Annotated in this window: 19 protein-coding genes and 1 pseudogene; 7 read left to right on the forward strand and 13 right to left on the reverse strand. The window is 61.1% G+C overall.

The window, feature by feature from the left end:
• Positions 1-25: 25 nt before the first annotated feature.
• Positions 26-3,526 (forward strand): DNA polymerase III subunit alpha, encoded by a 3,501-nt coding sequence (gene dnaE, locus ACSSVY_RS09530; RefSeq protein ID WP_454269318.1) that lies wholly within the window; start codon positions 26-28, stop codon positions 3,524-3,526.
• Here dnaE and ACSSVY_RS09535 read toward each other — a convergent pair.
• Positions 3,523-3,717, reverse strand: coding sequence for a SlyX family protein (locus ACSSVY_RS09535; RefSeq protein WP_454269319.1), 195 nt, complete (start codon positions 3,715-3,717; stop codon positions 3,523-3,525). The genes dnaE and ACSSVY_RS09535 overlap by 4 nt on opposite strands.
• A 109-nt stretch (positions 3,718-3,826) precedes the next feature.
• Between ACSSVY_RS09535 and hisS the strand changes: the two genes are divergently transcribed.
• From hisS to hisG, 3 genes are read left to right on the forward strand one after another with little or no spacing between them, the layout of a single operon-like run.
• Entirely contained in the window at positions 3,827-5,299 is a 1,473-nt protein-coding gene (gene hisS, locus ACSSVY_RS09540) for a histidine--tRNA ligase (RefSeq protein WP_454269320.1), read from the forward strand.
• A complete protein-coding gene (locus tag ACSSVY_RS09545) occupies positions 5,299-6,384 on the forward strand; it encodes an ATP phosphoribosyltransferase regulatory subunit (protein WP_454269321.1) in 1,086 nt (361 codons plus the stop codon). The genes hisS and ACSSVY_RS09545 overlap by 1 nt, the downstream gene beginning before the upstream one ends.
• The gene (gene hisG, locus ACSSVY_RS09550) at positions 6,381-7,076 is read left to right on the forward strand and encodes an ATP phosphoribosyltransferase (RefSeq protein ID WP_045681787.1); all 696 of its coding nucleotides are present in this window, start codon (positions 6,381-6,383) and stop codon (positions 7,074-7,076) included. Before ACSSVY_RS09545 ends, hisG begins: the two co-directional genes overlap by 4 nt.
• Positions 7,077-7,179: 103 nt before the next feature.
• On the opposite strand, the gene ACSSVY_RS09555 is transcribed toward hisG, so the two are convergent.
• The 5 genes from ACSSVY_RS09555 to ACSSVY_RS09575 form a co-directional block, all read right to left on the reverse strand.
• Positions 7,180-7,773, reverse strand: coding sequence for an outer membrane protein (locus tag ACSSVY_RS09555; RefSeq protein ID WP_454269322.1), 594 nt, complete (start codon positions 7,771-7,773; stop codon positions 7,180-7,182).
• Between the two features lie 313 nt (positions 7,774-8,086).
• A complete protein-coding gene (locus ACSSVY_RS09560; protein WP_454269323.1) occupies positions 8,087-8,716 on the reverse strand; it encodes an outer membrane protein in 630 nt (209 codons plus the stop codon).
• Between the two features lie 228 nt (positions 8,717-8,944).
• The gene (locus ACSSVY_RS09565; protein ID WP_454269375.1) at positions 8,945-10,327 is read right to left on the reverse strand and encodes an inorganic phosphate transporter; all 1,383 of its coding nucleotides are present in this window, start codon (positions 10,325-10,327) and stop codon (positions 8,945-8,947) included.
• A gap of 192 nt (positions 10,328-10,519) precedes the next feature.
• Positions 10,520-10,978, reverse strand: coding sequence for an NUDIX hydrolase (locus ACSSVY_RS09570; RefSeq protein ID WP_454269324.1), 459 nt, complete (start codon positions 10,976-10,978; stop codon positions 10,520-10,522).
• Between the two features lie 139 nt (positions 10,979-11,117).
• On the reverse strand, positions 11,118-13,397 hold the full coding sequence (locus ACSSVY_RS09575; RefSeq protein WP_454269325.1) for an adenosylcobalamin-dependent ribonucleoside-diphosphate reductase: 2,280 nt from the start codon (positions 13,395-13,397) through the stop codon (positions 11,118-11,120).
• A 91-nt stretch (positions 13,398-13,488) separates the two neighbouring features.
• Here ACSSVY_RS09575 and ACSSVY_RS09580 point away from each other — a divergent pair, with 91 nt between their 5' ends.
• Complete coding sequence (locus tag ACSSVY_RS09580; RefSeq protein WP_454269326.1) at positions 13,489-13,914, forward strand: DUF1489 family protein; 426 nt, start codon at positions 13,489-13,491, stop codon at positions 13,912-13,914.
• A 40-nt stretch (positions 13,915-13,954) separates the two neighbouring features.
• Here the strand turns inward: ACSSVY_RS09580 and ACSSVY_RS09585 are convergent.
• The 7 genes and pseudogenes from ACSSVY_RS09585 to ACSSVY_RS09615 all read right to left on the reverse strand — a co-directional run.
• Positions 13,955-14,140, reverse strand: a pseudogene (locus ACSSVY_RS09585) (MFS transporter); the annotation flags it as partial.
• Between the two features lie 480 nt (positions 14,141-14,620).
• Positions 14,621-15,580, reverse strand: a complete 960-nt coding sequence (locus tag ACSSVY_RS09590) for a DUF808 domain-containing protein (RefSeq protein ID WP_454269327.1) — start codon at positions 15,578-15,580, stop codon at positions 14,621-14,623.
• 143 nt (positions 15,581-15,723) lie between these two features.
• Positions 15,724-17,241 (reverse strand): AMP-binding protein, encoded by a 1,518-nt coding sequence (locus ACSSVY_RS09595; protein ID WP_454269328.1) that lies wholly within the window; start codon positions 17,239-17,241, stop codon positions 15,724-15,726.
• Positions 17,238-18,647 (reverse strand): acylating sulfoacetaldehyde dehydrogenase, encoded by a 1,410-nt coding sequence (gene sauS / locus ACSSVY_RS09600; protein WP_454269329.1) that lies wholly within the window; start codon positions 18,645-18,647, stop codon positions 17,238-17,240. Before sauS ends, ACSSVY_RS09595 begins: the two co-directional genes overlap by 4 nt.
• Positions 18,648-18,714: 67 nt before the next feature.
• On the reverse strand, positions 18,715-19,674 hold the full coding sequence (locus tag ACSSVY_RS09605; protein ID WP_454269330.1) for a tripartite tricarboxylate transporter substrate binding protein: 960 nt from the start codon (positions 19,672-19,674) through the stop codon (positions 18,715-18,717).
• 48 nt (positions 19,675-19,722) lie between these two features.
• A complete protein-coding gene (locus ACSSVY_RS09610; RefSeq protein ID WP_296629376.1) occupies positions 19,723-20,178 on the reverse strand; it encodes a tripartite tricarboxylate transporter TctB family protein in 456 nt (151 codons plus the stop codon).
• A complete protein-coding gene (locus ACSSVY_RS09615; protein WP_454269331.1) occupies positions 20,175-21,686 on the reverse strand; it encodes a tripartite tricarboxylate transporter permease in 1,512 nt (503 codons plus the stop codon). The genes ACSSVY_RS09610 and ACSSVY_RS09615 overlap by 4 nt, the downstream gene beginning before the upstream one ends.
• A gap of 111 nt (positions 21,687-21,797) precedes the next feature.
• Between ACSSVY_RS09615 and ACSSVY_RS09620 the strand changes: the two genes are divergently transcribed.
• A complete protein-coding gene (locus ACSSVY_RS09620; protein WP_454269332.1) occupies positions 21,798-22,820 on the forward strand; it encodes a LacI family DNA-binding transcriptional regulator in 1,023 nt (340 codons plus the stop codon).
• A gap of 187 nt (positions 22,821-23,007) precedes the next feature.
• Positions 23,008-23,538 carry a redoxin family protein gene (locus ACSSVY_RS09625; protein WP_454269333.1) on the forward strand — a complete coding sequence of 177 codons (531 nt, stop codon included), beginning with the start codon at positions 23,008-23,010 and terminating at the stop codon, positions 23,536-23,538.
• The last annotated feature ends 2 nt before the right edge of the window (positions 23,539-23,540 follow it).

Consider the following 23,540-nt stretch of genomic DNA (forward strand, 5'->3'; position numbering starts at 1 on the left):
CGCGACCGGCGCTAGGGTGGCGGGCATGAGCGCTGATCCCCGATTCATCCACCTGCGGGTGCATACCGAATATTCCCTGCTGGAAGGGGCGATGCGGCTCAAGAAGCTGCCCGGTCTCTGTGTGGCCGCCGGCATGCCCGCCGTGGCTGTGACTGACACCAACAACATGTTTGCCGCGCTAGAGTTTTCCGTCAGTGCGCAGGGGGCTGGCGTGCAGCCGATCATGGGCTGTCAGGTCGATCTGGCCTATCTCAGCCTCGCCCCCGGTGAACGTGCCAAACCGCCTGCGCCCATAGTCCTTCTGGCGCAGAGCGAGCGCGGCTATGAGAACCTGATGAAGCTCAACTCTTGCCTCTACCTGCGGGGCGACGGCAGCCTGCCGCATGTGACCCTGAGCGAAATGGAGCGCCATGCCGAGGGGGTGATCTGCCTGAGCGGCGGACCAGACGGTCCGGTGGGGCGTCTCTTGCAGGCTGGCCAGCGTCCAGCGGCGGAGGCGCTGATGCAGCGGTTGGCGCAGGCGTTCGGCGACCGGCTCTATGTCGAGTTGCAGCGTCATCCCGGTGACGGGCGCGCGCCCGAGGCCGAGCGCCTGACCGAGCGTGGGTTGATCGAGATGGCCTATGCCATGGGCCTGCCGCTTGTCGCCACCAACGATGTCTATTTCCCGAAATCGGACATGTACGAGGCGCATGATGCCATGCTCTGCGTGGCAGATGGCGCCTATGTCGATCAAAGCGCGCCGCGCCGTCGTTTGACCCCACAGCATTACTTCAAGAGCCAGGACGAAATGGCCGCCCTCTTTGCCGACCTGCCAGAAGCGTTGGAGAATTCTGTCGAGATTGCCAAGCGCTGCGCCTTTGGTTGCTATAAGCGTGATCCGATTCTGCCAAAATTCGCCGATGACGAAGTCGAGGAATTGCGTCGGCAGGCGCGCGCCGGACTCCAGTCACGCTTGGCCGTCATCCCCCATGCCGCCCCAGTTGAAGAATATGAGAAACGGCTCGAATTCGAGCTTGGCATCATCGAGGGCATGGGCTTTCCCGGCTATTTCCTGATCGTGGCCGATTTCATCAAATGGGCCAAGGAGCACGATATTCCGGTCGGTCCGGGGCGGGGCTCGGGTGCGGGCAGCCTGGTGGCCTATGCGTTGACGATCACCGATCTTGACCCATTGCGCTACTCCTTGCTGTTTGAGCGGTTCTTGAATCCGGAGCGGGTCAGCATGCCCGACTTTGACATCGACTTTTGCATGGATCGTCGCGAGGAGGTGATCCAATACGTGCAGGAAAAATACGGTCGCGACCGGGTTGGACAGATCATAACCTTTGGGGCCCTCTTGTCCAAGGCCGCCGTGCGCGACATCGGCCGCGTGTTGCAAATGCCCTATGGGCAGGTGGACCGCCTGTCCAAGATGATACCGGTCGAAGGCGTCAAACCGGTGAGCATCGAAAAAGCCTTGGCCGACGAACCGCGTCTGCGCGAAGAGGCCAAGAACGAAGAGGTTGTTGACCGCCTCCTGACCTATGCCCAACAGGTCGAAGGGCTTTTGCGCAATGCCTCAACCCATGCCGCAGGTGTTGTGATTGGCGACCGGCCACTCGATGAACTGGTGCCGATTTATCAAGACCCGCGTTCGGACATGCCTGCCACGCAATTCAACATGAAATGGGTGGAGCAGGCCGGGCTGGTCAAATTCGACTTTCTTGGCCTCAAGACCCTGACGGTGATCCAGAACGCGGTCGACATGATCCGCAAGACGGGCCGTTCTCTGAATGTAGCGGCGGATGGGACCGAGTTATACCAGCCTCCGAGGGGGTTTGAATTCGACATCGGCGCGATCCCGCTCGATGACGAAAAATCCTATCGGCTTTATGCCAGCGCCAAGACGGTTGCAGTGTTCCAAGTGGAATCCAGCGGCATGATGGATGCGCTCAAGCGCATGAAACCCACCTGCATCGAGGATATCGTGGCGCTTGTGGCGCTCTATCGTCCCGGCCCGATGGAGAATATTCCGACCTATTGCGAGGTGAAGAATGGCCTCAAGGAACTCGAGTCGATCCACCCGTCGATTGACCATATTCTCGAGGAAACTCAAGGCATCATCGTCTATCAGGAACAGGTGATGCAGATCGCGCAGGTCATGGCGGGCTATTCCCTCGGTGGTGCCGACCTCTTGCGCCGCGCCATGGGCAAGAAGATCGCAGAAGAAATGGCCAAGGAACGCCCGAAATTCGAGAAGGGCGCGATGGAGAATGGCGTCGACAAGAAAAAGGCAAGCGAGGTCTTTGACCTGCTCGAGAAATTCGCCAACTACGGATTCAACAAATCCCACGCGGCGGCCTATGCAGTGGTCAGCTATCAAACCGCATGGCTCAAGGCCAATCACCCGGTCGAGTTCATGGCCGGTGTGATGAATTGCGATATTCACCTGACCGACAAGCTGGCGGTGTATTTCCAAGAGGTGAAAAAGGGGCTGGGCCTGCCTTGGGCCGCCCCTTGCGTCAACCGCTCCGAGGCCACGTTCGACGTGCGCGATGGCGTGCTGCATTATGGCCTTGGCGCGCTCAAGAATGTGGGTGTTGAGGCCATGAAGCTGATAACGGCGGGGCGGGGCGGGAAACCCTTTGCCACGCTCTACGATGTGGCGCAGCGGGTCGATCTCAAGCGGGTGGGCAAGCGCCCGTTGGAAATGCTGGCCCGTGCCGGGGCGTTTGACGCGCTCGACCGCAACCGCCGCCGCGTGTTCGAAAGCATCGAGGCGCTGATGAGCTATTCAGCGGCGATCCACGAGCAGAAGAATTCCAGCCAAGTCTCGCTCTTTGGCGAGGCGGGAGATGATCTGCCCGAGCCGCGCCTTGCGCCCGTTGACGATTGGCTGCCCGCCGAACGACTGACCGAGGAATTCAAGTCCGTGGGCTTTTACCTCTCTGGGCATCCGCTTGACGATTACATGACTGTGCTGCGGCGGCAGGACGTCAAGACGCTGGACGAGGTGACAGCGCAGGCCGAACGCGGTCCGTCACTCGTCAAGATGGCCGGGGTTGTGGCCGGGCGGCAAGAGCGGAAATCGGCCCGCGGCAACCGCTTTGCCTTTGCGCAGCTCAGCGATACCACCGGCAGCTTCGAGGTGACGATATTCTCAGATACGCTCGAGAAGTGCCGCGAGTTTCTCGAGACGGGCGCACAGGTGGTGATCACCGCCGAGGCCACGATGGAGGCGGATCAGTTGAAATTGCTCTGCCGCGCGGTGCAGCCAATTGATGGGATGGTGGCCGGGGCGGGTGCTGTGGGCCTGCGGATTTTCGTGGATCAGCCGGGGGCGATTGGGTCGGTTGCTGCAGTGTTGCAGGGGGCCAGCCAATCGGCGCGCGGCGCGCGCCCCGGTCCGATCCATTTCTGCCTGATGGGGGCGGACCTGCCCGGCGAGGTGGAAATTGACAGCGGCACGGAATATCCTGTGACGCCGCAGATCAAGGGTGCAATCAAGAGCCTGACTGGGGTGGTGATGGTGGAAGAAATCTAATAATGCGGCGGGCGCTCGTCGCCCAGGATCACGCCGCCGTCGCTTTCGCCCTGCCTAGCCGCTTCGCGAGCGAGCAGCATCTCGACCCGCACGCGCAGGCGGTCAATCTCACGGTCTTGGCGCGCGATGACATCCGACAGGTCATCGACCGTGCGGATCAGGTGGGCCAGTTTTTCTTCAATATCGGTCATATGCTCGCTCTACGCCGGGGAGCGCTGCTGGTCAATCGCGCAGCCGCCTTGCCCCGGCGCGGCCCTTGGGCTAGACCGCGCCACGACAGATGCCGCAAGGACGCATGCCATGGCCAAGCCCAAAAAAGAGCCCCGCCCCAAGGCCGAAACGCCCAAAGGGTTCCGCGATTATTTCGGTGCCGAGGTGACGACGCGCGCCGCGATGCTGAATGCAATTGCCGGGGTCTATCATCGCTATGGGTTTGACGCTCTGGAATCGAGCGCGGTGGAGACGGTCGAGGCCTTGGGCAAGTTTCTGCCCGATGTGGACCGGCCCAATGAGGGGGTCTTTGCCTGGCAGGATGAGGACGAGAAATGGCTGGCGCTGCGGTATGACCTGACAGCCCCTTTGGCGCGGGTTTATGCGCAGCATCGCAACGATCTGCCTACGCCCTATCGGCGCTATGCCATGGGACCGGTCTGGCGCAACGAAAAGCCGGGGCCTGGGCGTTTTCGTCAGTTTTATCAATGCGATGCGGATACGGTAGGCACGGCCAGCATGGCGGCGGATGCCGAGATTTGCGCGATGCTGGCCGATGCGCTGGAAGAGGTGGGCATCCCGCGCGGCGATTATGTGGTGCGGGTGAATAACCGGAAGGTGCTGAATGGGGTGTTGGAGGCGACGGGCGTCACTGACCCTGACCAACAGGCCGCCGTCCTGCGCACGATCGACAAGTTTGACAAGGTGGGCGAGTCGGGCGTGCGCGAGTTGCTGGGCAAGGGGCGGCTCGATGCCTCTGGCGCTTATATCGACGGGGTTGGGTTGGGTGACGGCCAAGCTGCGCCGGTGTTGGCCTTTCTGACATCCAAGGGCGGCGATACCGTTGCCACCTTGACCAACCTGCGCGCCGCAGTTGGGGGCTCGGACATCGGCACCCAAGGCGTCAACGAACTCGAAGAAATCGCCACGCTACTGGAAGCCCAAGGCTATGGCCCCGACCGGATCGTGATCGACCCGTCCGTCGTGCGCGGTCTCGGCTATTATACCGGCCCGGTGTTCGAGGCGGAACTCACCTTTGAAATCCTCGACGAAAAAGGCCGCCCGCGCCAGTTTGGCAGCGTGGCGGGCGGCGGGCGCTATGATGACCTCGTCGCGCGCTTTACCGGGCAGCAGGTGCCGGCGGTAGGGGTGTCCATCGGGGTGGATCGCCTGCTTGCGGCGCTGCATGCCAAGGGCAAGATCGGCGGGGCAGAGCGGGGGCCGGTGGTTGTGACAGTGATGGACCGCGAGCTGATGGCCGACTATCAGGCGATGGTGGGCGAACTGCGGCAGGCGGGCATTCGCGCCGAGGTGTATCTCGGCAACCCCAAGAATTTTGGCAATCAGATGAAATATGCTGACCGGCGCGGCTCTCCGGTGGCAGTTATTGCCGGGGGTGATGAATTCGAGAAAGGCGTGGTGCAGATCAAGGACCTGATCCTTGGGGCGCTGATTGCCGAAAATGCGACGGTTGAGGAATGGAAGGAGCGCCCCAGCCAATATGAGGTGCCGCGCGCCGGGTTGGTGGACAAGGTTCGCGAAATTCTCTCGGAGCAAAGCTGATGCCGGAACGTGCCGCAATCCGGGCCGAGGCTGCGCGCCTGCGCGCGCTCTTTGAAACGGCGGGCGCGCTGCCGGTGGAAACCTCTGTCTTGCAACCGGCCGAGGTTCTCTTGGACCTTTACGGCGAGGATATTCGCGCGCGGGCCTATGTGACCTCGGACGCGCTGCGCGGCGAGCAGATGCTGCGCCCTGATTTCACCGTGCCGGTGGTGCAGATGCATATGGAGCATGGTGCCGAGCCTGCGCGCTATACCTATTCCGGCGAGGTTTTTCGGCGTCAGGAAGAGGACGCTCAACGAGCCAATGAGTATATCCAAGTCGGCTATGAGATCTTTGAGCGCAATGCGCCAGAGGCGGCGGACACAGAGGTTTTCTCTATGTTTTTCAAAATACTGCGGCCACTTGGTTTGCGCGCGGCAACGGGGGATATCGGGATACTAATGGCTGCTGTAGACGGGCTGCGCACCACGGATCGGCGCAAGGCGGCCCTGAGGCGGCACATTTGGCGACCACGGCGGTTTCGAGCCTTGATGGATCGGTTCTCGGGGCGGGCTGTGGTGCCCGAACCACGCGTCGCGCTCTTGGCGACGGCAGAGCCAATGGCCGGGATCGAACCACTGATCGGGCTACGGGGGCCGGATGAAATAGCAAGCCGAATCAATGCGTTACGAGAGGATGCGACGGCGGGGCCGATTTCTGCCTCTGAAGTGCAGTTGTTGGACGCCATTCTTGCGGTACGCGAAACCAGTGACAACGCGCTAGAGCGGCTACGCGACATTGCGGTGGACATGCCCGCGATCCAAGGGGCTGTAGACCGTCTGGGGCGGCGTCTGGAGGCGATGACAGAGCGCGGAATCGACATCACGAAACTGGATTTTGAGGCCAGTTACGGACGTACTCAGATGGAATACTATGACGGCTTTGTCTTTGGTTTTTATGCAGAAAATCGGCCTGACCTGCCTCCTATCGCCACTGGCGGACGCTATGATGCGCTAACCCGGCAGTTGGGTCGGGGCCGCGAGATTCCGGCCGTGGGTGGGGTGATCCGTCCGGGGTTGGTTCTGAACCTTGGGGGTGCCGCATGACCCTGAAACTCGGAGTGCCGTCCAAGGGGCGGTTGATGGAAAAAACCTTTGACTGGTTCGCCAGACACGGCATCACGCTGGGGCGGTCCGGATCAGATCGTGAATATGCGGGATTTGTCCAAGGTATTGATAATGTTGAGCTAATCCTTTTGTCCGCAGGAGAGATTCCGCGCGAGTTGGCCGCAGGGCGCATTCATTTGGGCGTTACGGGAACCGACCTGATCCGAGAAAAGCTGGGACAATGGCAAAATCAGGTGGCGGAACTGGCGGAACTGGGGTTTGGGCAGGCCGATCTGGTGCTTGCTGTGCCGCGGTGTTGGGTGGATGTGAGCCACTTGGACGACCTTGATGCGGCCGCCGCCGCGTTTCGGCTAAAGCACGGATTTCGTTTGAGAATTGCAACGAAGTATCATCGATTGGTGCGGGACTTCCTGCGTGAAAACGGGGTGGCGGATTATCAACTGGTCGATAGTCAGGGTGCCACCGAGGGCACAGTCAAAAACGAAACTGCCGAGGCGATTGCGGATATCACGTCGACCGGTGACACGCTGCGGGCTAACCATTTGAAAATATTGGAAGATGGCCTGATCCTGAAATCGCAGGCGACACTCTTCAAGTCTCGGGTGGCCCCGATGGAGGCCACCGACCGGCACACGCTGAAGGCGTTGAAACAGCGGCTCGATCTGGACTGAAGTTTAACGGCGCTGTACGAATGTGCGGTCTCACCGTACTGTCGTGCGGGACTAGAAAGGGCGACCCAATGGGCCGCCCTCTAACTTTGGTGTCGGACCGGATTCAGAAGCGGAAAGACGCCCGCGCCTGAACAGTGGTCGCATCGACATCTGCACCCGAGGTGCCGAAGTCGTCGAACTGGTGATAGAGGACCTCGCCACCCAGCGAGACGTTTTGGGTGACCATGTGCTCGTAGCCTGCACCGACGAAGTAGCCGTCATCATCACCGAACGTATCGGTGTCCGCCCAAGCGTAGCCGCCAGTCCCGTAGAGCAGACCGTTGCCGATTTTGTAACCGGCGCGCGCCTTGGCACGGAAGACTTCTTCGAGCGACGCCGCGCCGGCGAGGTCGATGTCGGCGAAGTCATAGTCGAGGCCTGCGCCGACGACCCAGTTGTTGCCGAAGTCATAGTCGTAACCGGCGATCACACCACCAATCAGACCGTCGCCATCGACGCCGGCTGCGCTGGTGTCAACATCACCGTAGCCAATCTGGCCACCACCGTAAAAACCGGTCCAGTTCGGGCTGGTCGGGGCCGGGGGTGCAACGGGGGTCGCGATTACGGGTTCGGCGACGGGCTCTTGCACGTTGCCAGCGAAGGCCGGGGCAGCCAGCAGGGCGGTTGCGGTCATGAGCGCTGTGGTTGTTTTCAGCATCTTGGTTTCCTTTCGATCAGTTTATGTCGACCGGGCCGAGGGAGGAGAGGCGGCCCGGAGACAAACGGTTGCTTCCGTCTCGATACATATCGGTCCTCTTGCCTTGCAGAACAAGGATGCCACCGCGTCAACCGGGCCATACGCCTACAAGTGGCAAGGAAATGCTGATAATAAAGAATTTTCGGCGGATTTTTGCAGGGCAATGTGTCGAAAACGCAACCCTCTGTTGAATACCTCCACCGCGCCCCTTGAAGGCATGTAGGCGGACGCGCTGGAGGACGCGCCCGCCCGATTGACCGCGCGACCCTGCCGATCAGAAGCGGAAAGTGGCGCGGACCTGTATCGTGGTGGCCTCGACATCGTTGCCGGTCGAGTTGAAGTTGTCGAACTCGTGATAGAGCACTTCGCCACCCACGGAAAACTGACTGGAGACCAGATATTCGTAGCCCGCGCCGATGAACCAGCCATCATCGCTCCCGGCGTTGTCGGTATCGGCATTGGCCCAACCGGCCGCGCCATAGAGCAGGCCGTTGCCGATCTTGGGGCCGCCGCGCAATTTCAGGCGAAAGATTTCCTCGATCGAGGTGGCGGGACCAGCGTTGATGTCGGCGAAGTCGTAATCTAGCGCCCCCCCGAGCACCCAACGACCGAAATCATGGTCATAGCCAAAGGTGACACCGCCGATGAAATCCTCATCGTTGCTGGAGATGTCGCTATCGACAACGCCTACGCCAAGCTGACCGCCAATGTAAAAGCCGGTCCAATTGGCGGAACTGCCGAGCGCCGGGCGATTCTGGGTCGAGAGGTGGGCGGTGGGCGTGTCACTCGAGGCGTCAAAGGTGATGAGAACGGGCTGTTGAAACGCCGTTCGCGGGGTTTCGGCGATGGCGGGCGAAGCAACGGCAAGGGTTGTCGTGGCGAGAAGCGGCAGGAGAGGACGCATTGGACTGATCCTTTCAGACGAGGTTCTCTGATGGGTTCAGGATCAACGGTCCGGGGCGCGTCTGCAATGAACGATGCCATCGCGGGGGATCAAGAGCGGGTGAAAGCGACGTGTGCGGCGCTGGCGCGTCCGTTGGGGGCTATCGTCCAACGTCCGTCGCAGCGCGGTTGCGGATAGTTTGGCGCACTCACAGAGCGAAGACGTCCGGCACCGTGTTCTGAAATTGCTTTAGACGGGCAGGCTGTTCAACGCAAGAAACACCACCGCCGAAACCAATGCCGCAGCGGGAACCGTGATCACCCAGGCCGCGATAATGGTCATGAAATGCGATCTGCGCACCAGTTTGCGCCGCCGGCGCTCTTCGGGCGCGATGCGCAATTCGGGTTGAGTCGTCATCTTGTTATTGCGCAGGCGGCGTTCCGCATCCCATTCACGAAAGAAGCCAACGCCAAACACCCCACCGACCGCGATATGGGTCGAAGAGACTGGCAGGCCAAGCCAACTTGCGACAATGACGGTGAATGCGGCCGACAGGGCCACACAATAGGCGCGCATCGGGTTCAGTTTGGTGATCTGCGACCCGACCATGCGAATGAGTTTGGGGCCGAAGAGGAAGAGACCAAAGGAGATTCCAAACGCACCAACAATCATGACCCAAAGCGGGATCGACACCTTTGCCGTGATGGTGCCATACTCTGCGGCATGGACAATGGCCGCCAGCGGGCCCACGGCATTTGCGACGTCATTGGCTCCATGCGCAAAGCTAAGAAGAGCCGCTGAAATGACCAATGGCACGCCGAAGAGCACCTTGAGAGATTTGTTGCGATTTTCCAGCCCCTGTGACTGCCGTTTGATCAACGGGATTGTAACGATCCATGCGATCACACCCAGTCCCAGACCGACCGTAGCCGCGGTGCCAAGTTCGATCTTGACGACCCGGCTCAGCCCTTTCAGCGCCAGATAGGTTGAGAATGCCCCGACCATGATCCCGATCAGGATCGGCACCCAGAAACGCGCGGCGGCAATCTTGTCGTCGCGGTAAATGACCCGCGATTTGATCAGCGCAAGGAAAAGCGCCGCAATCACACCGCCAAGCACCGGCGAAATCACCCATGAGGCCGCAATCGCGCTCATCGTGGTCCAGTTCACGGCGGACAATCCGGCGGCGGCAATCCCAGAGCCCATCACCCCACCGACCACGGAATGCGTGGTCGAGACAGGTGCGCCGATCCATGTGGCAAGGTTGATCCACAGAGCCGCTGAAATCAGCGCCGCCATCATCGCCCAGATAAAGACCTGCGCATCGGCGACGGTCACCGGGTCGATGATTCCACTGGAAATGGTCGAGACCACATCACCGCCCGCAAGCAGTGCGCCGAGAGTTTCGAAAATCGCCGCAATCGTAATGGCACCGCCAAGCGTCAGCGCGTTGGCACCCACTGCGGGGCCCATATTGTTGGCCACGTCATTGGCACCGATGTTCAGCGCCATATAGGCCCCGAAGACCGCCGCCGCGATCACCACAAAGTTGATCGGAAACGCGCCAAAGAACACCGCCGCCGCGAGGCCTGTTACAACGATGAAGGCCAGCGCGATGCCGGGTGCCACCATCGGACGGGCGACGTATTGCGTTGCTGTTTCCAGATGGGAAAACCGCTGGAGATCCCGGTCGAGGGTTTCAAGGTGGTTGGCGTCGTTTTGCGTCTCGCTCACAGCTTGTCCCTCGGTGAATGGCTCGCAGCGGGCATAAGGAACCTCGCCCTCGGCATCAACCGATTCCGTCACAAAACTGAAACAAAATCGTTACATATAACGCAGGATTTGCTGCAATTGCGGCTCTTGCACCATCTGTGCGGCTGCGCCGGGGCTGACCCATTTGCGGCGGCGTTCAGCGACTTCGGGATAGTCCTCTTGCATCTGGGTCACCTCGATCGCGAAAACCAGAGTTTCCACAGGCACCGGCAGTCCTGTGGAGAGTTCCTTTTCATAGCAATAGATCCCTACGGCCTCGCTCGTCACGCGGCCGGACCGAACGCCCGCCTCTTCCCACGCCTCTTGCAAGGCCGCACCGGGCGCATCCTTGCCGTCGATTGGCCATCCTTTGGGGATGATCCAGCGGCCCGTGCCGCGCGATGTGATCAGCAACACCTCTTTTTGCCCATCGTGCTCACGATAGCAGAGTGCCGCGACCTGAAGCCGACGTGGCCGCCTGAACAAGGGTCGAACGAAGTCGATCAATGCCCTATGCATCGGTTTTGTCATGGAGATACTCTCTGACCCTGCCCGGATATTCTTGTTTATTCAGGTAGTTATACAGCGTTTTTGAGTGAATTGCAAATAACACGTGTCAGCGCCGCCTCGGTTGAGTCCGGTTGAGACGGGGGGCGAAAAGGTGCGCTGATCATCCGGAGCATTTGCTGTGGCCACAACTGCCACAGGTCATGCAGCCTTCGATCATACGCATGTCGTATTGGCCGCAGGCGGGGCAAGCGGGGCCTTTGCGGGCTCCGTCGATGCCGACGATCTGCGCCTGAGGGTCTTGTTTCAGGCCCATGCCTTCGCCCTCAAGGAATCCGATCTGCACCAAATGTTGCTCCAGCACACCGCCGATGGCGGCCAGAATACTGGGCACATATTTGCCCTGCATCCATGCGCCACCACGGGGATCGAACACCGCCTTCAGCTCCTCCACCACAAAGGACACATCGCCGCCACGCCGGAACACCGCTGAGATCATCCGTGTCAGCGCGACGGTCCAGGCGTAATGCTCCATGTTCTTGGAGTTGATGAAGACCTCGAAGGGTCGCCGATGACCGTTCAGCACGATGTCATTGACGGTGACGTAGATCGCATGGTTGCTGTCGGGCCATTTCAATTTGTAGGTGGCACCTTCCAACTCCTTGGGCCGGTCGAGCGGTTCGGACATATAGACCACCTCGCCGCCGGTTGCGGGGATATCGCCGCGCGTCTCGCCGGGCACCTTGTCCGATGTCTCTGATACGCTCAGCACCGATCCTGTCACGTCGTTGGGCCGATAGGTGGTGCAGCCCTTGCAGCCCAGATTCCACGCCTGAAGATACACATCCTTGAACGCCTCAAAGGAGATATCCTCCGGGCAGTTGATGGTTTTGGAGATGCTGCTATCCACCCATTTCTGCGCCGCCGCCTGCATCTTGACGTGATCCTCGGGCGGCAGGGTCTGGGCATTGACGAAATAGCTGGGCAAAGGGGCATCGCCCATCCGGTCGCGCCACATCTGCACGGCGTAATCGACCACCTCTTCCTCGCTGCGCGATCCATCCTTTTGCAGCACCTTTCGGGTGTAGCTATAGGCAAAGACCGGCTCGATCCCGGAACTGACATTGCCGGCATAGAGGCTGATGGTGCCGGTGGGCGCGATGCTGGTCAGGAGCGCGTTGCGAATGCCGTGCGCGGCCACGGCGGCGCGGACATCGTCGTCCATCGCCTGCATCGTGCCGGAGGCCAGATAGGCGTCGCGGTCAAAGAGCGGAAACGCGCCTTTTTCGCGGGCCAGATCGACGGAGGCCAGATAGGCTGCCCGCGCGATGGCATGCAGCCACGCCTCGGTCTGCTGCACAGCCTCGTCCGATCCATAGCGCAGCCCGACCATCAGGAGCGCATCGGCAAGGCCCGTCACGCCCAGCCCGATCCGCCGCTTGGCCTGCGCCTCGGCGGCCTGCGCGGGCAGGGGAAAGCCGCTGACATCCACGACATTGTCCATCATGCGCACGGCCACGCGCACGAGATCGTCCAACGCCGCCGCATCCACCCGCGCGCCAGTTGCAAACGGTTCGGCCACCAGCCGCGCTAGATTGATCGAGCCCAAGAGGCACGCGCCATAGGGCGGCAGGGGCTGTTCGCCGCAAGGATTGGTCGCCGCGATGGTCTCGCAGTAGCTCAGGTTGTTGGCGGCGTTGATGCGGTCGATGAAGATCACGCCCGGTTCGGCATAATCATAGGTGGCCTGCATGATCCGGTTCCAGAGATCGCGCGCCTGAACGGTGTGATAGACCTTGCCACCAAACTGCAACTCCCACGGGCCATCCGCCTTGACCGCCTCCATGAAGGCATCGGTGATCAAGACCGACAGGTTGAACATGCGCAGCCGCGCCGAATCGGATTTTGCGGCGATGAACGCCTCGATATCGGGATGGTCGCAGCGCATGGTGGCCATCATCGCGCCCCGGCGGCTGCCTGCCGACATGATTGTGCGGCACATCGCGTCCCACACATCCATGAAGCTGAGCGGCCCGCTTGCATCCGCTGACACGCCCTTGACCTCGGCCCCCTTGGGCCGGATCGTGCTGAAATCATAGCCGATGCCGCCGCCCTGCTGCATGGTCAGCGCCGCTTCGCGCAGGTTGTCGAAAATGCCGCCCATGTCGTCGGGGACCGTGCCCATGACGAAACAGTTGAACAGCGTCACCTTGCGCGCGGTTCCGGCACCCGCAGTAATGCGGCCCGCAGGCAGAAACTTGAAATCCTCCAAGGCGTGGTAAAACCGTTCTTCCCAGACATCCGGCTCGGCCTCAACCACCGCCAGGGCGCGCGCAATCCGCCGCCAGCTGTCCTCGACACTGGCATCGCCACCGTCTTCGGTCTTGAAACGATATTTCATGTTCCAGATCTGTTCGGCAATCGGGGCGGCAAATCGGCTCACGGGTCTCTCCAAATTCAGGCAGAGAACCACAATAGCTTGAAGCTGCCTGCATTTCCACTACCCTATCTGCTCGAAGTGGAGATTCTTTGTCGTGACCCTGCACCTGATCAAACTGAGCGTCGGCACCACCTCGGTCGAGGATCTGGAGGACTGGCACAAAGACCCCCGCGCCAAGGGTCCGGATGGTCTACCGCGCCATGTGACGCGCATGTGGCCGAAGCGCGAGGCTGAATTGCTCAGCGGCGGCTCGATCTACTGGGTCATTCAAGGGCTGGTGCAATGCCGTCAGCCGATCCTGCGGCTCGATGAGGTAACGGGCAGCGACGGAATCCGCCGCTGCGCCATCGTGCTCGCACCGGGGCTCATCCGCACCGCGACCGCGCAGAAACGCCCCTTTCAGGGCTGGCGCTATCTGCCGGGATCGGATGCGCCGCCCGATCTTGGAACCGCGCGGGCCACGGATGACAAACTGCCCCCTGCCCTCTCTGCCGCGCTGGCGGATATCGGTGTGTTGTAAAGGCCCCGAGTCCGAGGCCGTCGATTGCCGCAAGGCACGCGCTCGTGACGGATGTTGACGCTGCAATCAGTCCCAAAACGAGTGATCCACGCAACATTGAGCCGAAGAAAACCACCAGAGAAATTGCACATCCACGCGCCCGACTCCGGTTCGGCAACGCTGTCTGAGCCGAGACATTGAAGGGTGTCATCGCATCAAGCCAGATCAGGATTGCCAAGCGGCACATCGACGATCTGGCATAGTCTTTGCTGTTTGAACGGATCGAGTGTCCCGAGAGCCCCGACGATCTTGATCCGGCGTTCTGTTGCTCTTGCGCGGCCGGGCGCACACGAGAGGTGCGGGGGTTTCGTCGAGGGGGCGTAACGCGCAGACTGCGCGCGGGCACACAAAGATCGTTTCGAACACCGGTGAAGTCCACTACGGGTTCGCCGCCTCTGCCAGCGCTATCGTCACCCTACAGCGACTTTTGGTCGAAGACGGGCTTGGGTCCGGGTAAGTCGAACGGGTCCTGCTGGATTAGGCCCTGCCGCAACTCAATCTTGTGCACAACGATCCCCCTTAAGAGATGTTGCCGCCTTCACCGATTTTTTCGACGGCTATAGTCGCGAGCGGGAGGGCTTCGATGTTCATATCAACCGCAAGAGTTGACCTCTGGGACAGACGACCTGTGTTGGGTCGGGATTGATGGGTCTTGTCCTGACAGGGGTCATGCCTTTTCAGGAAAGAGCCATCCCGTGACCGGCACCACGGCGCGGTTCACGATTGGGATCAGCACCAATCCGGTTGCCAGACCGACAACACCGTCGAGCCCAGCGGTCACAGCCCAGGTCACGAATCCCTGGGCAGAGCCAATAGCCTCTGAAGCGGCCATTGCTATGTGCTTGATCTGCTCATAGGGCAGGTGCCAGCCAAGGTCATGCACCCCGTGGACGATGATGCTGCCACCGACCCAGAGCATCGCAACCGTGCCGACTGTCGCGATCACGCCCATCACCGCAGGCATTGATTTGACAATTCCGCGCCCCAAGGACCGGGTCAGGGCAAACCGGCCTTTTGCCGTGAGCAGAATGCCGAGATCATCTGCCTTGACCAGCAAGGCCACGGCCCCATAGACCAGTGCCGTGATCCCGATGGCCACCGCCGCCAATGCGGCGGCCTGTATCCACAATGTGTCGATCTCGATCTGAGACAACGAGATTGTCATAATTTCGGCTGACAGGATGAAATCTGTCTTGATGGCCCCTTTTACCCGCTGCTCTTCCAAGTGTGCGGCCTCAAGTGTCGTTGCTTCTTGGGGACCGTGATCCTTGTGTGGGACGATCAGATGCCAAACCTTTTCCGCACCCTCAAAACAGAGATAGGCACCGCCGATCATCAGGAGCGGTGTCAAGAGCCACGGCAGGAAGGCGTCCAAGAGCAAGGCCACGGGTAGCAGGATCACCAATTTGTTGAAAAAGGACGCCCGCGCGATCTTCCACACGATGGGCAGTTCGCGCGCGGCAGGTAGCCCTGTCACGTATTTCGGCGTTACGGCCGCGTCATCAATAACGACGCCTGCGGCCTTTGTTCCGGCTTTGCTGGCTTGCGCGGCGACATCATCAAGCTGCGACGCCGCAAGCTTTGCGATGGCCGCAACGTCGTCGAACAGGGCCAGTAATCCGCTCATGCCAGTTCCTGCCCTTTTCCGCAGCAAAGATAGCCAATATTTCCCAAGGAAAATGACTGCAATTCAGTGGTGTCAAAGTTTTCCGACCAGATCAAGCCGTTTGAAAGATCAAAGCTGGTCGCGCTGTGCGGCGGCAGCCAAGCTCATGGGTTTCGTTCAAGTTCCGGGTTGAGCAGATCCTTGAGTTTGACCCGCTGGATTTTGCCGGAGGGCCCTTTTGGCAACTCGTCGAGAAAATAGATGCGGTCCGGGCATTTGAACGCACCAAGTCTGTCCTTGCAAAGTTGCATCAGATCATCCGATGTCAGGGCAGATCCGGGAGTGACCGCAACCGCCGCCTCAACCCGTTCACCGTACTGCGGACAGGGGCGGGAGAAGGCCGCGGCTTCGACCACGTCAGGGTGGGCGTAGAGCACCTCGTCAATCTCGCGGGGGGCGATGTTTTCGCCACCCTTGATGATCAACTCCTTGAGCCGGCCGGTGACATAGAAATACCCCTCGGCGTCCTTGTGCCCGAGATCACCGGTGCGCAGCCAGCCATCAGGGGTGAAACTGTCGCGCGTGGCCTCGGGATTGCGGAGGTATTCCAGCATCACATTCGGGCCTTTGACGATAATCTCACCCTCTTGGCCCGGAGGCAGGGGGCGCATGTCCGGCCCCGCCACTTGGGCCTGATTGCCATAGGCGATCCCCGGAGAGCCGATCTTGCGGGCGGCGGGCGGCAAGGGGTTCGAGAGGATTTGCGCGGATGTCTCGGTCAGGCCCATGGTTTCGATGATGGGCACATCGAACCGCGCTTCAAAGGCCGTGTGCACCTCGACCGGCAACGGCGATGAGGCGGAGCGGCCAAACCGCAGGCGCGCGCGGGTTTCGGGATCGGGCGCGGTGTCGCCATGCAAGAGGTGCGAGATGATGGTGGGCACGACCGAGAACCAAGTTGCGCGCGTCTCGGCGGCCTTAGCCCAGAACCGGCTGGCAGAAAACCGCTCGCACATCGCCAGTTGCCCCCCTGATACGAGCGATCCCATGACGGACACACAAAGCCCGTTGATATGATAGACTGGCAGAACGCAGAGCCCGGTATCCTTGGCCGAGAGGTCGTGGGCGATGGTTGTGGTCCATCCCCCGGCCAAGAGGCTTGATTGCGTATGCACAACACCCTTGGGTCGCCCCGTCGTGCCCGAGGTATACATCAGGAGCGCATGGTCACTGGGCACGACCGGATGCAGGCCGTTGCAGGGCACCTGTTCGGTCATGTCGAGTGCGGTGATGGTGTCGCCGGACGTGACCCGTTGGAACATCGCGTGCTGGGAGGGATGCACCAAAGCCACCCGAGCGCCGGAATGCTCGAGCGCGTAGCCAATCGCCTCGGCTCCGGCGACAAGGTTGATCATGGTGGCGCGAAACCCGCCGTAAAGGGCACCGTAGAGCGCCTCGATCGCCGCCTGCCCGTTGGGTTGCAGGATCGCCACGCTCTCGCCATGTGCGACGCCTTTGGCGGTCAACAGCGCCGCAATCGAGCGGGCGCGGGCGCGCAATTCGGGCCAGTCGATTGCCGTGCCCTCATCGGGAAAGGACATGGCCGGGCCACCCGCCTCGGCGCGGGCGTCGATCCAGTCGCGCAGCGTGCCCTCCGGCGGCGTGTCGCGCCGCAGCCTCATTGTCCGGCCACCTGCCAGTAATCGCCGAAAATCTCGTCGAGCGTCGGCTCGCTGGACGGGATTTCCCGTACGATTTTGGTTGTTTGAAGGAAATGCCGCCAGTTGAGGTTGTCGTCGATGGAATTGCCGCCCCAGCTGCCGCACCCCATCGACAGCGAAAAGGGCAAACCGTTGTTGAAGGCGCCCCCCGTGGCAAAGCAATGCGCCTGATTGACGATCACCCGGCAGGTGGGCAGCGTCGCCCCCAATTGGCGCGCGCGGTCATCCTGGGTGCTGTGCAGACCAACGGAATGACCGGCCCCTTGATGGTTAAGGATACGCGCGACGATCCCGGTCGCATCGGCGAAATCCGAGGCCCGATAGAGCGCCAGCACGAGGCTCAATTTTTCGCCTGAGAGCGGATGCTCCGGTCCGATACCGCGCGTTTCCACCGCGACAAAGCGGGTTCCCTGCGGCACCCGCCCCGAGAGGCCAAGGGCCTCGATCATGCGGTCCGCATCCTGTGCGATCACCGCGCGGCTGAGATGGCCGTCGGGCCAGAGACGCGCCACGATGTCCGCAGAGTCCGCCTCGGGAACCAGTGCGCCGCCCTCGCGGGCCAATGCCGCGACAAAGGCGTCATAGACCGCATCCACCACCACGACGGCATTCTCAGATGAGCAAGAGGTCGCGTTGTCGAAGGTCTTGGAGGCCGCGATCTTGGCGGCGGCGGCGGCCAGAGCAGCGGTTTCATCGACGATCACGGTCACATTGCCTGCGCCCACGCCTATCGCGGGGGTGCCGCTGGTATAGGCGCGGCGCACATTGTCCTGACTGCCGGTGACGACGACCAGATCGGACAATTCCAGCATGCGCTGAGTCTTGGCCTTGGACCCCGGCGCGGGCACCATCTGCACCAGATCGGGATCAGCGCCGATTTTGGCGAATTCGGAATGGATATGCTCGAGCAAGCGCGCGCAGGTCGGCACCCCTTTGGGTGAGGGAGAGAGCACGACGGCATTGCCGCATTTGAGGGCGTTGATGATGTTGTTCGCAGGTGTCGCGCCGGGGTTGGTCGAGGGGACCACAGCGCCAATCACCCCGATGGGACGCGCGATTTCGGTGATGCCGGTGGCGGGGTCGTCACGGATCACGCCGAATGTCTTGGCCTCTGCGATATCGCGCATGAGGCCAAGGGTCTTGCGGTGGTTCTTGGTGATCTTGTCCGGCACATTGCCAATGCCGGTGGTCGCCACCGACAGTTCCGCCAAGGCACGGTTGCGGGCAGGTTCCATGATCGCCCAAGCCACCGCCTGCGCCGCCCGGTCATAGCGCTCTTGCGACCCGCCTGCCTCATAGGCACATTGAGCAGCCCGCGCGCGGGCCATGATCTGTTCGACAGCGGCGAGTTCGTCGGATGCAGTCATCATCTGTTCCTCAGGAGTTTATGCAGGGCGGGCGGGCCGCCCCGCATGGTGGATCCGCGTGGTCAGATCAAAGGCCAGACAAAAGTTTATCGAGGGTTTTCTGGCGGGCGGCCCACATCTCGATCACCTCATCACGGGTCATGATCTTCATCGGCGACCCGCCTGCCTCCATCTGCTTGGCCACGCCCGGATCGGCGAACATGGTCGGCACAACCTGGGCCAGCTTTTCGATCACCTCTTGCGGCGTGCCTTTGGGCACCATGATGCCGCGATAGTTCACGCTCGAATTGTCGATGTCATAGCCCGCCTCTTGTAAGGTGGGAACATCGGGCAGGAAGGTGCTGCGCTCGGTGTCGAAGACGCCAAGGATCTTGACGTTGCCCGCGTTGGCCGCGCGATAGGCGTCCGAGAGGTTGTTGACGCCGCCCATCACCTCGCCGGCTATGACAGCCTTCATGGCACCCGCGCCACCGGAATTGTTGGGGATATAGGCCAGTTTGACATCGGCTGCTGCTTCGAGTTGCAGGGCTGCGATATGGTGGCCTACGAAGAGGCCAGCCCCCGAAAAGGTCAGCTTGCCGGGGTTCTCCTTGGCCCACGCCACCACATCCTGCATTGAGTTGAAGTCGCTGTCCGCGCCCACGATGAAAACTGCCGGGTCAGCCCCCCAGTTGGCAATCGGTTCAAAACTGTCCGCGCCATATTCGACGCCGCCCTCAATCGACTGGGCGATGAAATGCGGGATGTTATAGACGCCAAGGGCATAACCATCCGCCTCGGCCTGTGTTGCCAGCCAGTTCCAGCCGACACGCCCGCCTGCACCCGGCTTGTTGATGATCGCAATGGGCTGGCCAAGCGCGTCCTCATTGCCTGCGGTCATGGTTACGATCCGCGCCTGAAAATCAGTGGCGCCGCCCGCGCCATAGCTGACCATCATCATCACGGGGCGGTCCGGATAGTCCTGCGCAACAGCGGGGGCCGCCGCGAGCATAAGGGCCGTTGCCAGCCCTCTGAGTATCTTGGTCATGGTCTTTTCCTCCGTTGGTTTTTGAATGTCCGGATCGCTCCGGCGGTCTTAAAAAAACAGGCCGCGTGGCGTGAACACGCTGAGCAGTTTGGCAAAGAGCAGATACATCACGAGGATGAATCCGACCGTGATCACGATGCGACGGACCCAGCTTTTGACCTCGCCGTGGGACGCGGGATCATAGAGGCTGAGCAGCGCGAAAAACGCGAGTGCGCTGCCGCTGTAGAAGCCGAGCGCCTCTGCCGCCCAAAAGATGTAGATCACCGCCACGATCAGCCCCGGCAGAATGTTGAGAAACATCGTGCGGCCAATTCCCGTGCCAGCCCGCGACAGGCCGAGGAGCGCCCTGCCAAACGTCCAGAGCGCCAGCACGACAAAGACGCTGGAAATCAGCCGCGGAAACAGGAACGCCTGTGCCGGTTGTTGCGTAAAGCTGACGTAGCAGACCCAGAGACCAAGGGCCGCGATGGCCCCGGAGGGGATGACATGCTGCCATTGTCTCATGCCTCGGCCTCATCGGCGTGGTCCTGTCGCCGTTGGCGGATTTCCATCCAGGCCGAATAGGCCACCGAGGCAATCACGATAAGGATCAAGACCATATTCAGGGTGCCGCCAAAGAAATAGCTGAACCGCCCATCGGCCGCGTCGGCGATCATCGAGCCTTGGGTGAAATTCGCCTCGGCAATCGGCCCGAGGATGAGACCGAGCACGAGCGGCGCAGCGGTAAACCCGAAGCGTTCCAGAAAGAACATTCCGATGCCCAAGGCGGCCATGACATAGACATCGCCCATCGAGTTCTGAACCGAGTAAGAGCCGAACACCGCAAGCCCCAGCACCACCGCCGCCATGACCGATTGCGGCACCTGCGCCACACGCGCGGCCAGACCAGCCACATAGAGGCCAAAGATGCACATCAAAATCTGACCGATCAGCATCGAGTTGATAAAGGTCCAAGCCACGTCCGGGTGATTGTCAAAGAGATCGGTGCCCGGAAATATTCCGTGGATCAGCAAGCCACCCAAGAGCACTGCGGCGGTCGGGCTGCCGGGCACAGAGAGGGTCAGGAGCGGCACCAGAGAGGGGCCGACCATGGCGTTGTTGGCGCTTTCGGCGGCGATCACGCCCTCGGAATGGCCTTTGCCGAATTTCTGATGCTCGGGGCTGAATTTCTTGGCCTGATCATAGGCGACCAGCCCGGCAATCTGTCCCCCGATGCCCGGAATGAGCCCGATGATGGAGCCGATGGCCGTGCCGATGCTAAGCGCGCGCCAGCGGCGGATCATCTCGCGCATGGCCAGACCGATGGGGTGTTTTTGCACCGCAATGACATCGCTGCCGACCGGCTGACGCCCACGCGCGAACATCGCCAGAACTTGCGGGATGGCAAAAAGGCCGATGAGCGCGGGCACGATGCTGATCCCGCCCGCAAGCGCGGGATGAACGATAAAGCGCTGCGCGCCCATGATATCGTCAAAGCCGATGGTCGCCAGCCACATGCCCATGCAGCCGGACAAGAGACCCTTGACCACGGAATTGGTATCTAGGGTGCCGATCACCGTCACGCCCAGAATGGCCAGCCAGAAGAGATGCGACGGACCAAAGGCGAGCGCCCATTTGGCGAGCATCGGCGTGAGGAAGATCAACAGAAGAACGCCAAAAACACCCCCCGCAGCCGAGGATAGGAACGACAGTTGCAACGCCTCAGCGCCACGCCCCTGCATCGCCATTGCATGGCCATCCAGCGTGGTCGCGATATTGGCGGGCGCGCCGGGGATCTTGAGCAGGATCGCGCTAACGGCACCGCCGGCGACCGTCGAGGTATAGGCCGCCCCCAAAAGGATCAGGCCATGCGCCGGTTCAAGCCGAAAGGTGAACGGAATGAGCAGGGCCACCGCCATTGTTGGCGAGAGGCCGGGGGTTGCCCCAAGGATCAGCCCGCCGATCGTGCCGCCCACAAGCAGCATGAAGGCCATCGGCGTGAACACCTCGCCGAAGTAGTAGATGAAGTCCAACGCGCCCCTCCCGTTGCGGTCCCCGATTCAGAACGTCGGTTGATCTTTTACGGTAAGTGATGAAAATAGTAATGCAAATGTTTTCATAAAATCTCTGAAATGGCGCATTATATGTCTGATAAGGTTAACGAAAAAGTGGATATCGTTGCCGTGGCGAAGGCCGCGCGCGTCTCAGCTTCGACCGTGTCGCGCAGTTTCAATCATCCCGGTCTGGTGAGCCCCGCCACCCGCAAACGTATCACCCGTGCGGTTGAAAAACTCGGGTACATTCGCAATCGCGCGGCCCAGTCGATGCATGGGAGGCGCAACGCCACCATCGGTTTGATCGTGCCGACCATCGACCATGCGATCTTTGCAGAAGTGATCCAGTCCTTTTCCGATTCCATTGACCGGGCCGGTTTTACCCTCCTCATCGCGTCGCATTCCTATGACCTCGACCGCGAATATGCGATGATGCGCAAGCTGATGGAGCATCGGGTGGACGGTATTGCGCTGGTTGGGCTGGAACACGCGGACGCCAGTCTGCGGCTATTGCAGCAGCAGGGAACACCGGCGATGGCGCTGTGGAATTACGCGCCCGATTCTGTGCTGCCATGTGTCGGGGCGGACAATCACGAGGCGGGGCGCATCGCCGCCGACCATCTGCTTGGCCTTGGGCATCGCGACATCGGGCTGGTGTTTCCGCGTCCCGACGGCAATGACCGGGCCAGTGCCCGCCTCTCGGGCGCGCGCGCGCGGTTGCTGGCCGAAGGTGTGCCGCTGGTCGACGACTGGCAATGGGAGGCGCCCTATAGCATTGCCCAGGCCAAGCAGGTGGCGCAGGAGCTCTTGCAACGCAAGCACCGCCCGACCGCGCTCTTGTGTGGCAATGATGTGATTGCCCAAGGGGTGATCTATGGCGCGCAAAGCTGCGGGCTGCGTGTTCCTCAGGATCTTTCAGTGATCGGTATCGGCGATTTCAAAGGGTCGAATGAGATGGAGCCGGGTCTGACCACGATCCGCATCCCCGCCCGCAGCATCGGCGAGATTGCAGGCGCACGGTTCACCGACCTGATCACCGGGGTCAAGGCGGACCATTTCCGGATCAACTGTCCGCTGGAGTGCATTCTGCGCGGCACGGCCCGCGCCCTATGACCAAGGATGCGCTGCACCGCGCCGGGGCGGCATCGTTTTTGACTCTGTTCGAAGAGGACGCCAGAGATTATTGAAGACGTGACCTGCACCGCATGACACGCAACACAAGCTGATGCCGAACACAGGCGCGTTGGGCCAACCCGAGTTTAAACGGCACCCTGTCGCCTCCAAGGACATGAAGACCATTATGAGACTCCAGACCACCATCCCGGACGCCACTTTTCACACGCGCATTCGCAACGACGCGCTTGAGGGGCCAAACCCATTCGAATGGAAGGTGCTGACCAGCGCCGATATTTTTCCGGGTCAGCGCATCGTGTTGTTCGCTCTGCCCGGAGCCTTCACGCCCGCCTGTTCGGACAGTCATCTGCCCGGTTACGAGCAGCACTACGAAGCCTTTCGCAGGGCGGGCATTGACCGTGTGATCTGCCTGTCTGTGAACGACGCTTTTGTCATGCATCAGTGGGCCACGTCGCGCGACATCAACAATGTTTTCATGCTGCCTGATGGGAATGGCGAATTCACCCGCAAGATGGGAATGCTGGTCGCCCGGAGCAGCAACGGTATGGGCCTGCGCAGTTGGCGATACTCCATGCTCGTCGAAGACGGCGTGATCCAAAACCTCTTTGCCGAGCCCGGTTTTCGCGACAATCCAGACGGCGTGCCGGTCAAGGTCTCGGGGGCTGATACGATGCTCGCGTATCTCAGCCAGAGCTGAGC

The sequence above is a fragment of the Roseovarius sp. MBR-51 genome, from assembly GCF_053628575.1.

Coding starts and splice junctions, on each gene's coding strand:
- ACSSVY_RS09625 (WP_454269333.1), top strand. CDS start 23,008: ATGAGACTCCAGACCACCATCCCGGACGCCACTTTTCACACGCGCATT.
- dnaE (WP_454269318.1), top strand. CDS start 26: ATGAGCGCTGATCCCCGATTCATCCACCTGCGGGTGCATACCGAATAT.
- ACSSVY_RS09535 (WP_454269319.1), bottom strand. CDS start 3,717: ATGACCGATATTGAAGAAAAACTGGCCCACCTGATCCGCACGGTCGAT.
- hisG (WP_045681787.1), top strand. CDS start 6,381: ATGACCCTGAAACTCGGAGTGCCGTCCAAGGGGCGGTTGATGGAAAAA.
- sauS (WP_454269329.1), bottom strand. CDS start 18,647: ATGACTGCATCCGACGAACTCGCCGCTGTCGAACAGATCATGGCCCGC.
- ACSSVY_RS09590 (WP_454269327.1), bottom strand. CDS start 15,580: ATGAGCGGATTACTGGCCCTGTTCGACGACGTTGCGGCCATCGCAAAG.
- ACSSVY_RS09610 (WP_296629376.1), bottom strand. CDS start 20,178: ATGAGACAATGGCAGCATGTCATCCCCTCCGGGGCCATCGCGGCCCTT.
- ACSSVY_RS09595 (WP_454269328.1), bottom strand. CDS start 17,241: ATGAGGCTGCGGCGCGACACGCCGCCGGAGGGCACGCTGCGCGACTGG.
- ACSSVY_RS09570 (WP_454269324.1), bottom strand. CDS start 10,978: ATGACAAAACCGATGCATAGGGCATTGATCGACTTCGTTCGACCCTTG.
- ACSSVY_RS09605 (WP_454269330.1), bottom strand. CDS start 19,674: ATGACCAAGATACTCAGAGGGCTGGCAACGGCCCTTATGCTCGCGGCG.
- ACSSVY_RS09545 (WP_454269321.1), top strand. CDS start 5,299: ATGCCGGAACGTGCCGCAATCCGGGCCGAGGCTGCGCGCCTGCGCGCG.
- ACSSVY_RS09620 (WP_454269332.1), top strand. CDS start 21,798: ATGTCTGATAAGGTTAACGAAAAAGTGGATATCGTTGCCGTGGCGAAG.
- ACSSVY_RS09560 (WP_454269323.1), bottom strand. CDS start 8,716: ATGCGTCCTCTCCTGCCGCTTCTCGCCACGACAACCCTTGCCGTTGCT.
- ACSSVY_RS09555 (WP_454269322.1), bottom strand. CDS start 7,773: ATGCTGAAAACAACCACAGCGCTCATGACCGCAACCGCCCTGCTGGCT.
- hisS (WP_454269320.1), top strand. CDS start 3,827: ATGGCCAAGCCCAAAAAAGAGCCCCGCCCCAAGGCCGAAACGCCCAAA.
- ACSSVY_RS09565 (WP_454269375.1), bottom strand. CDS start 10,327: ATGGTGGCACCCGGCATCGCGCTGGCCTTCATCGTTGTAACAGGCCTC.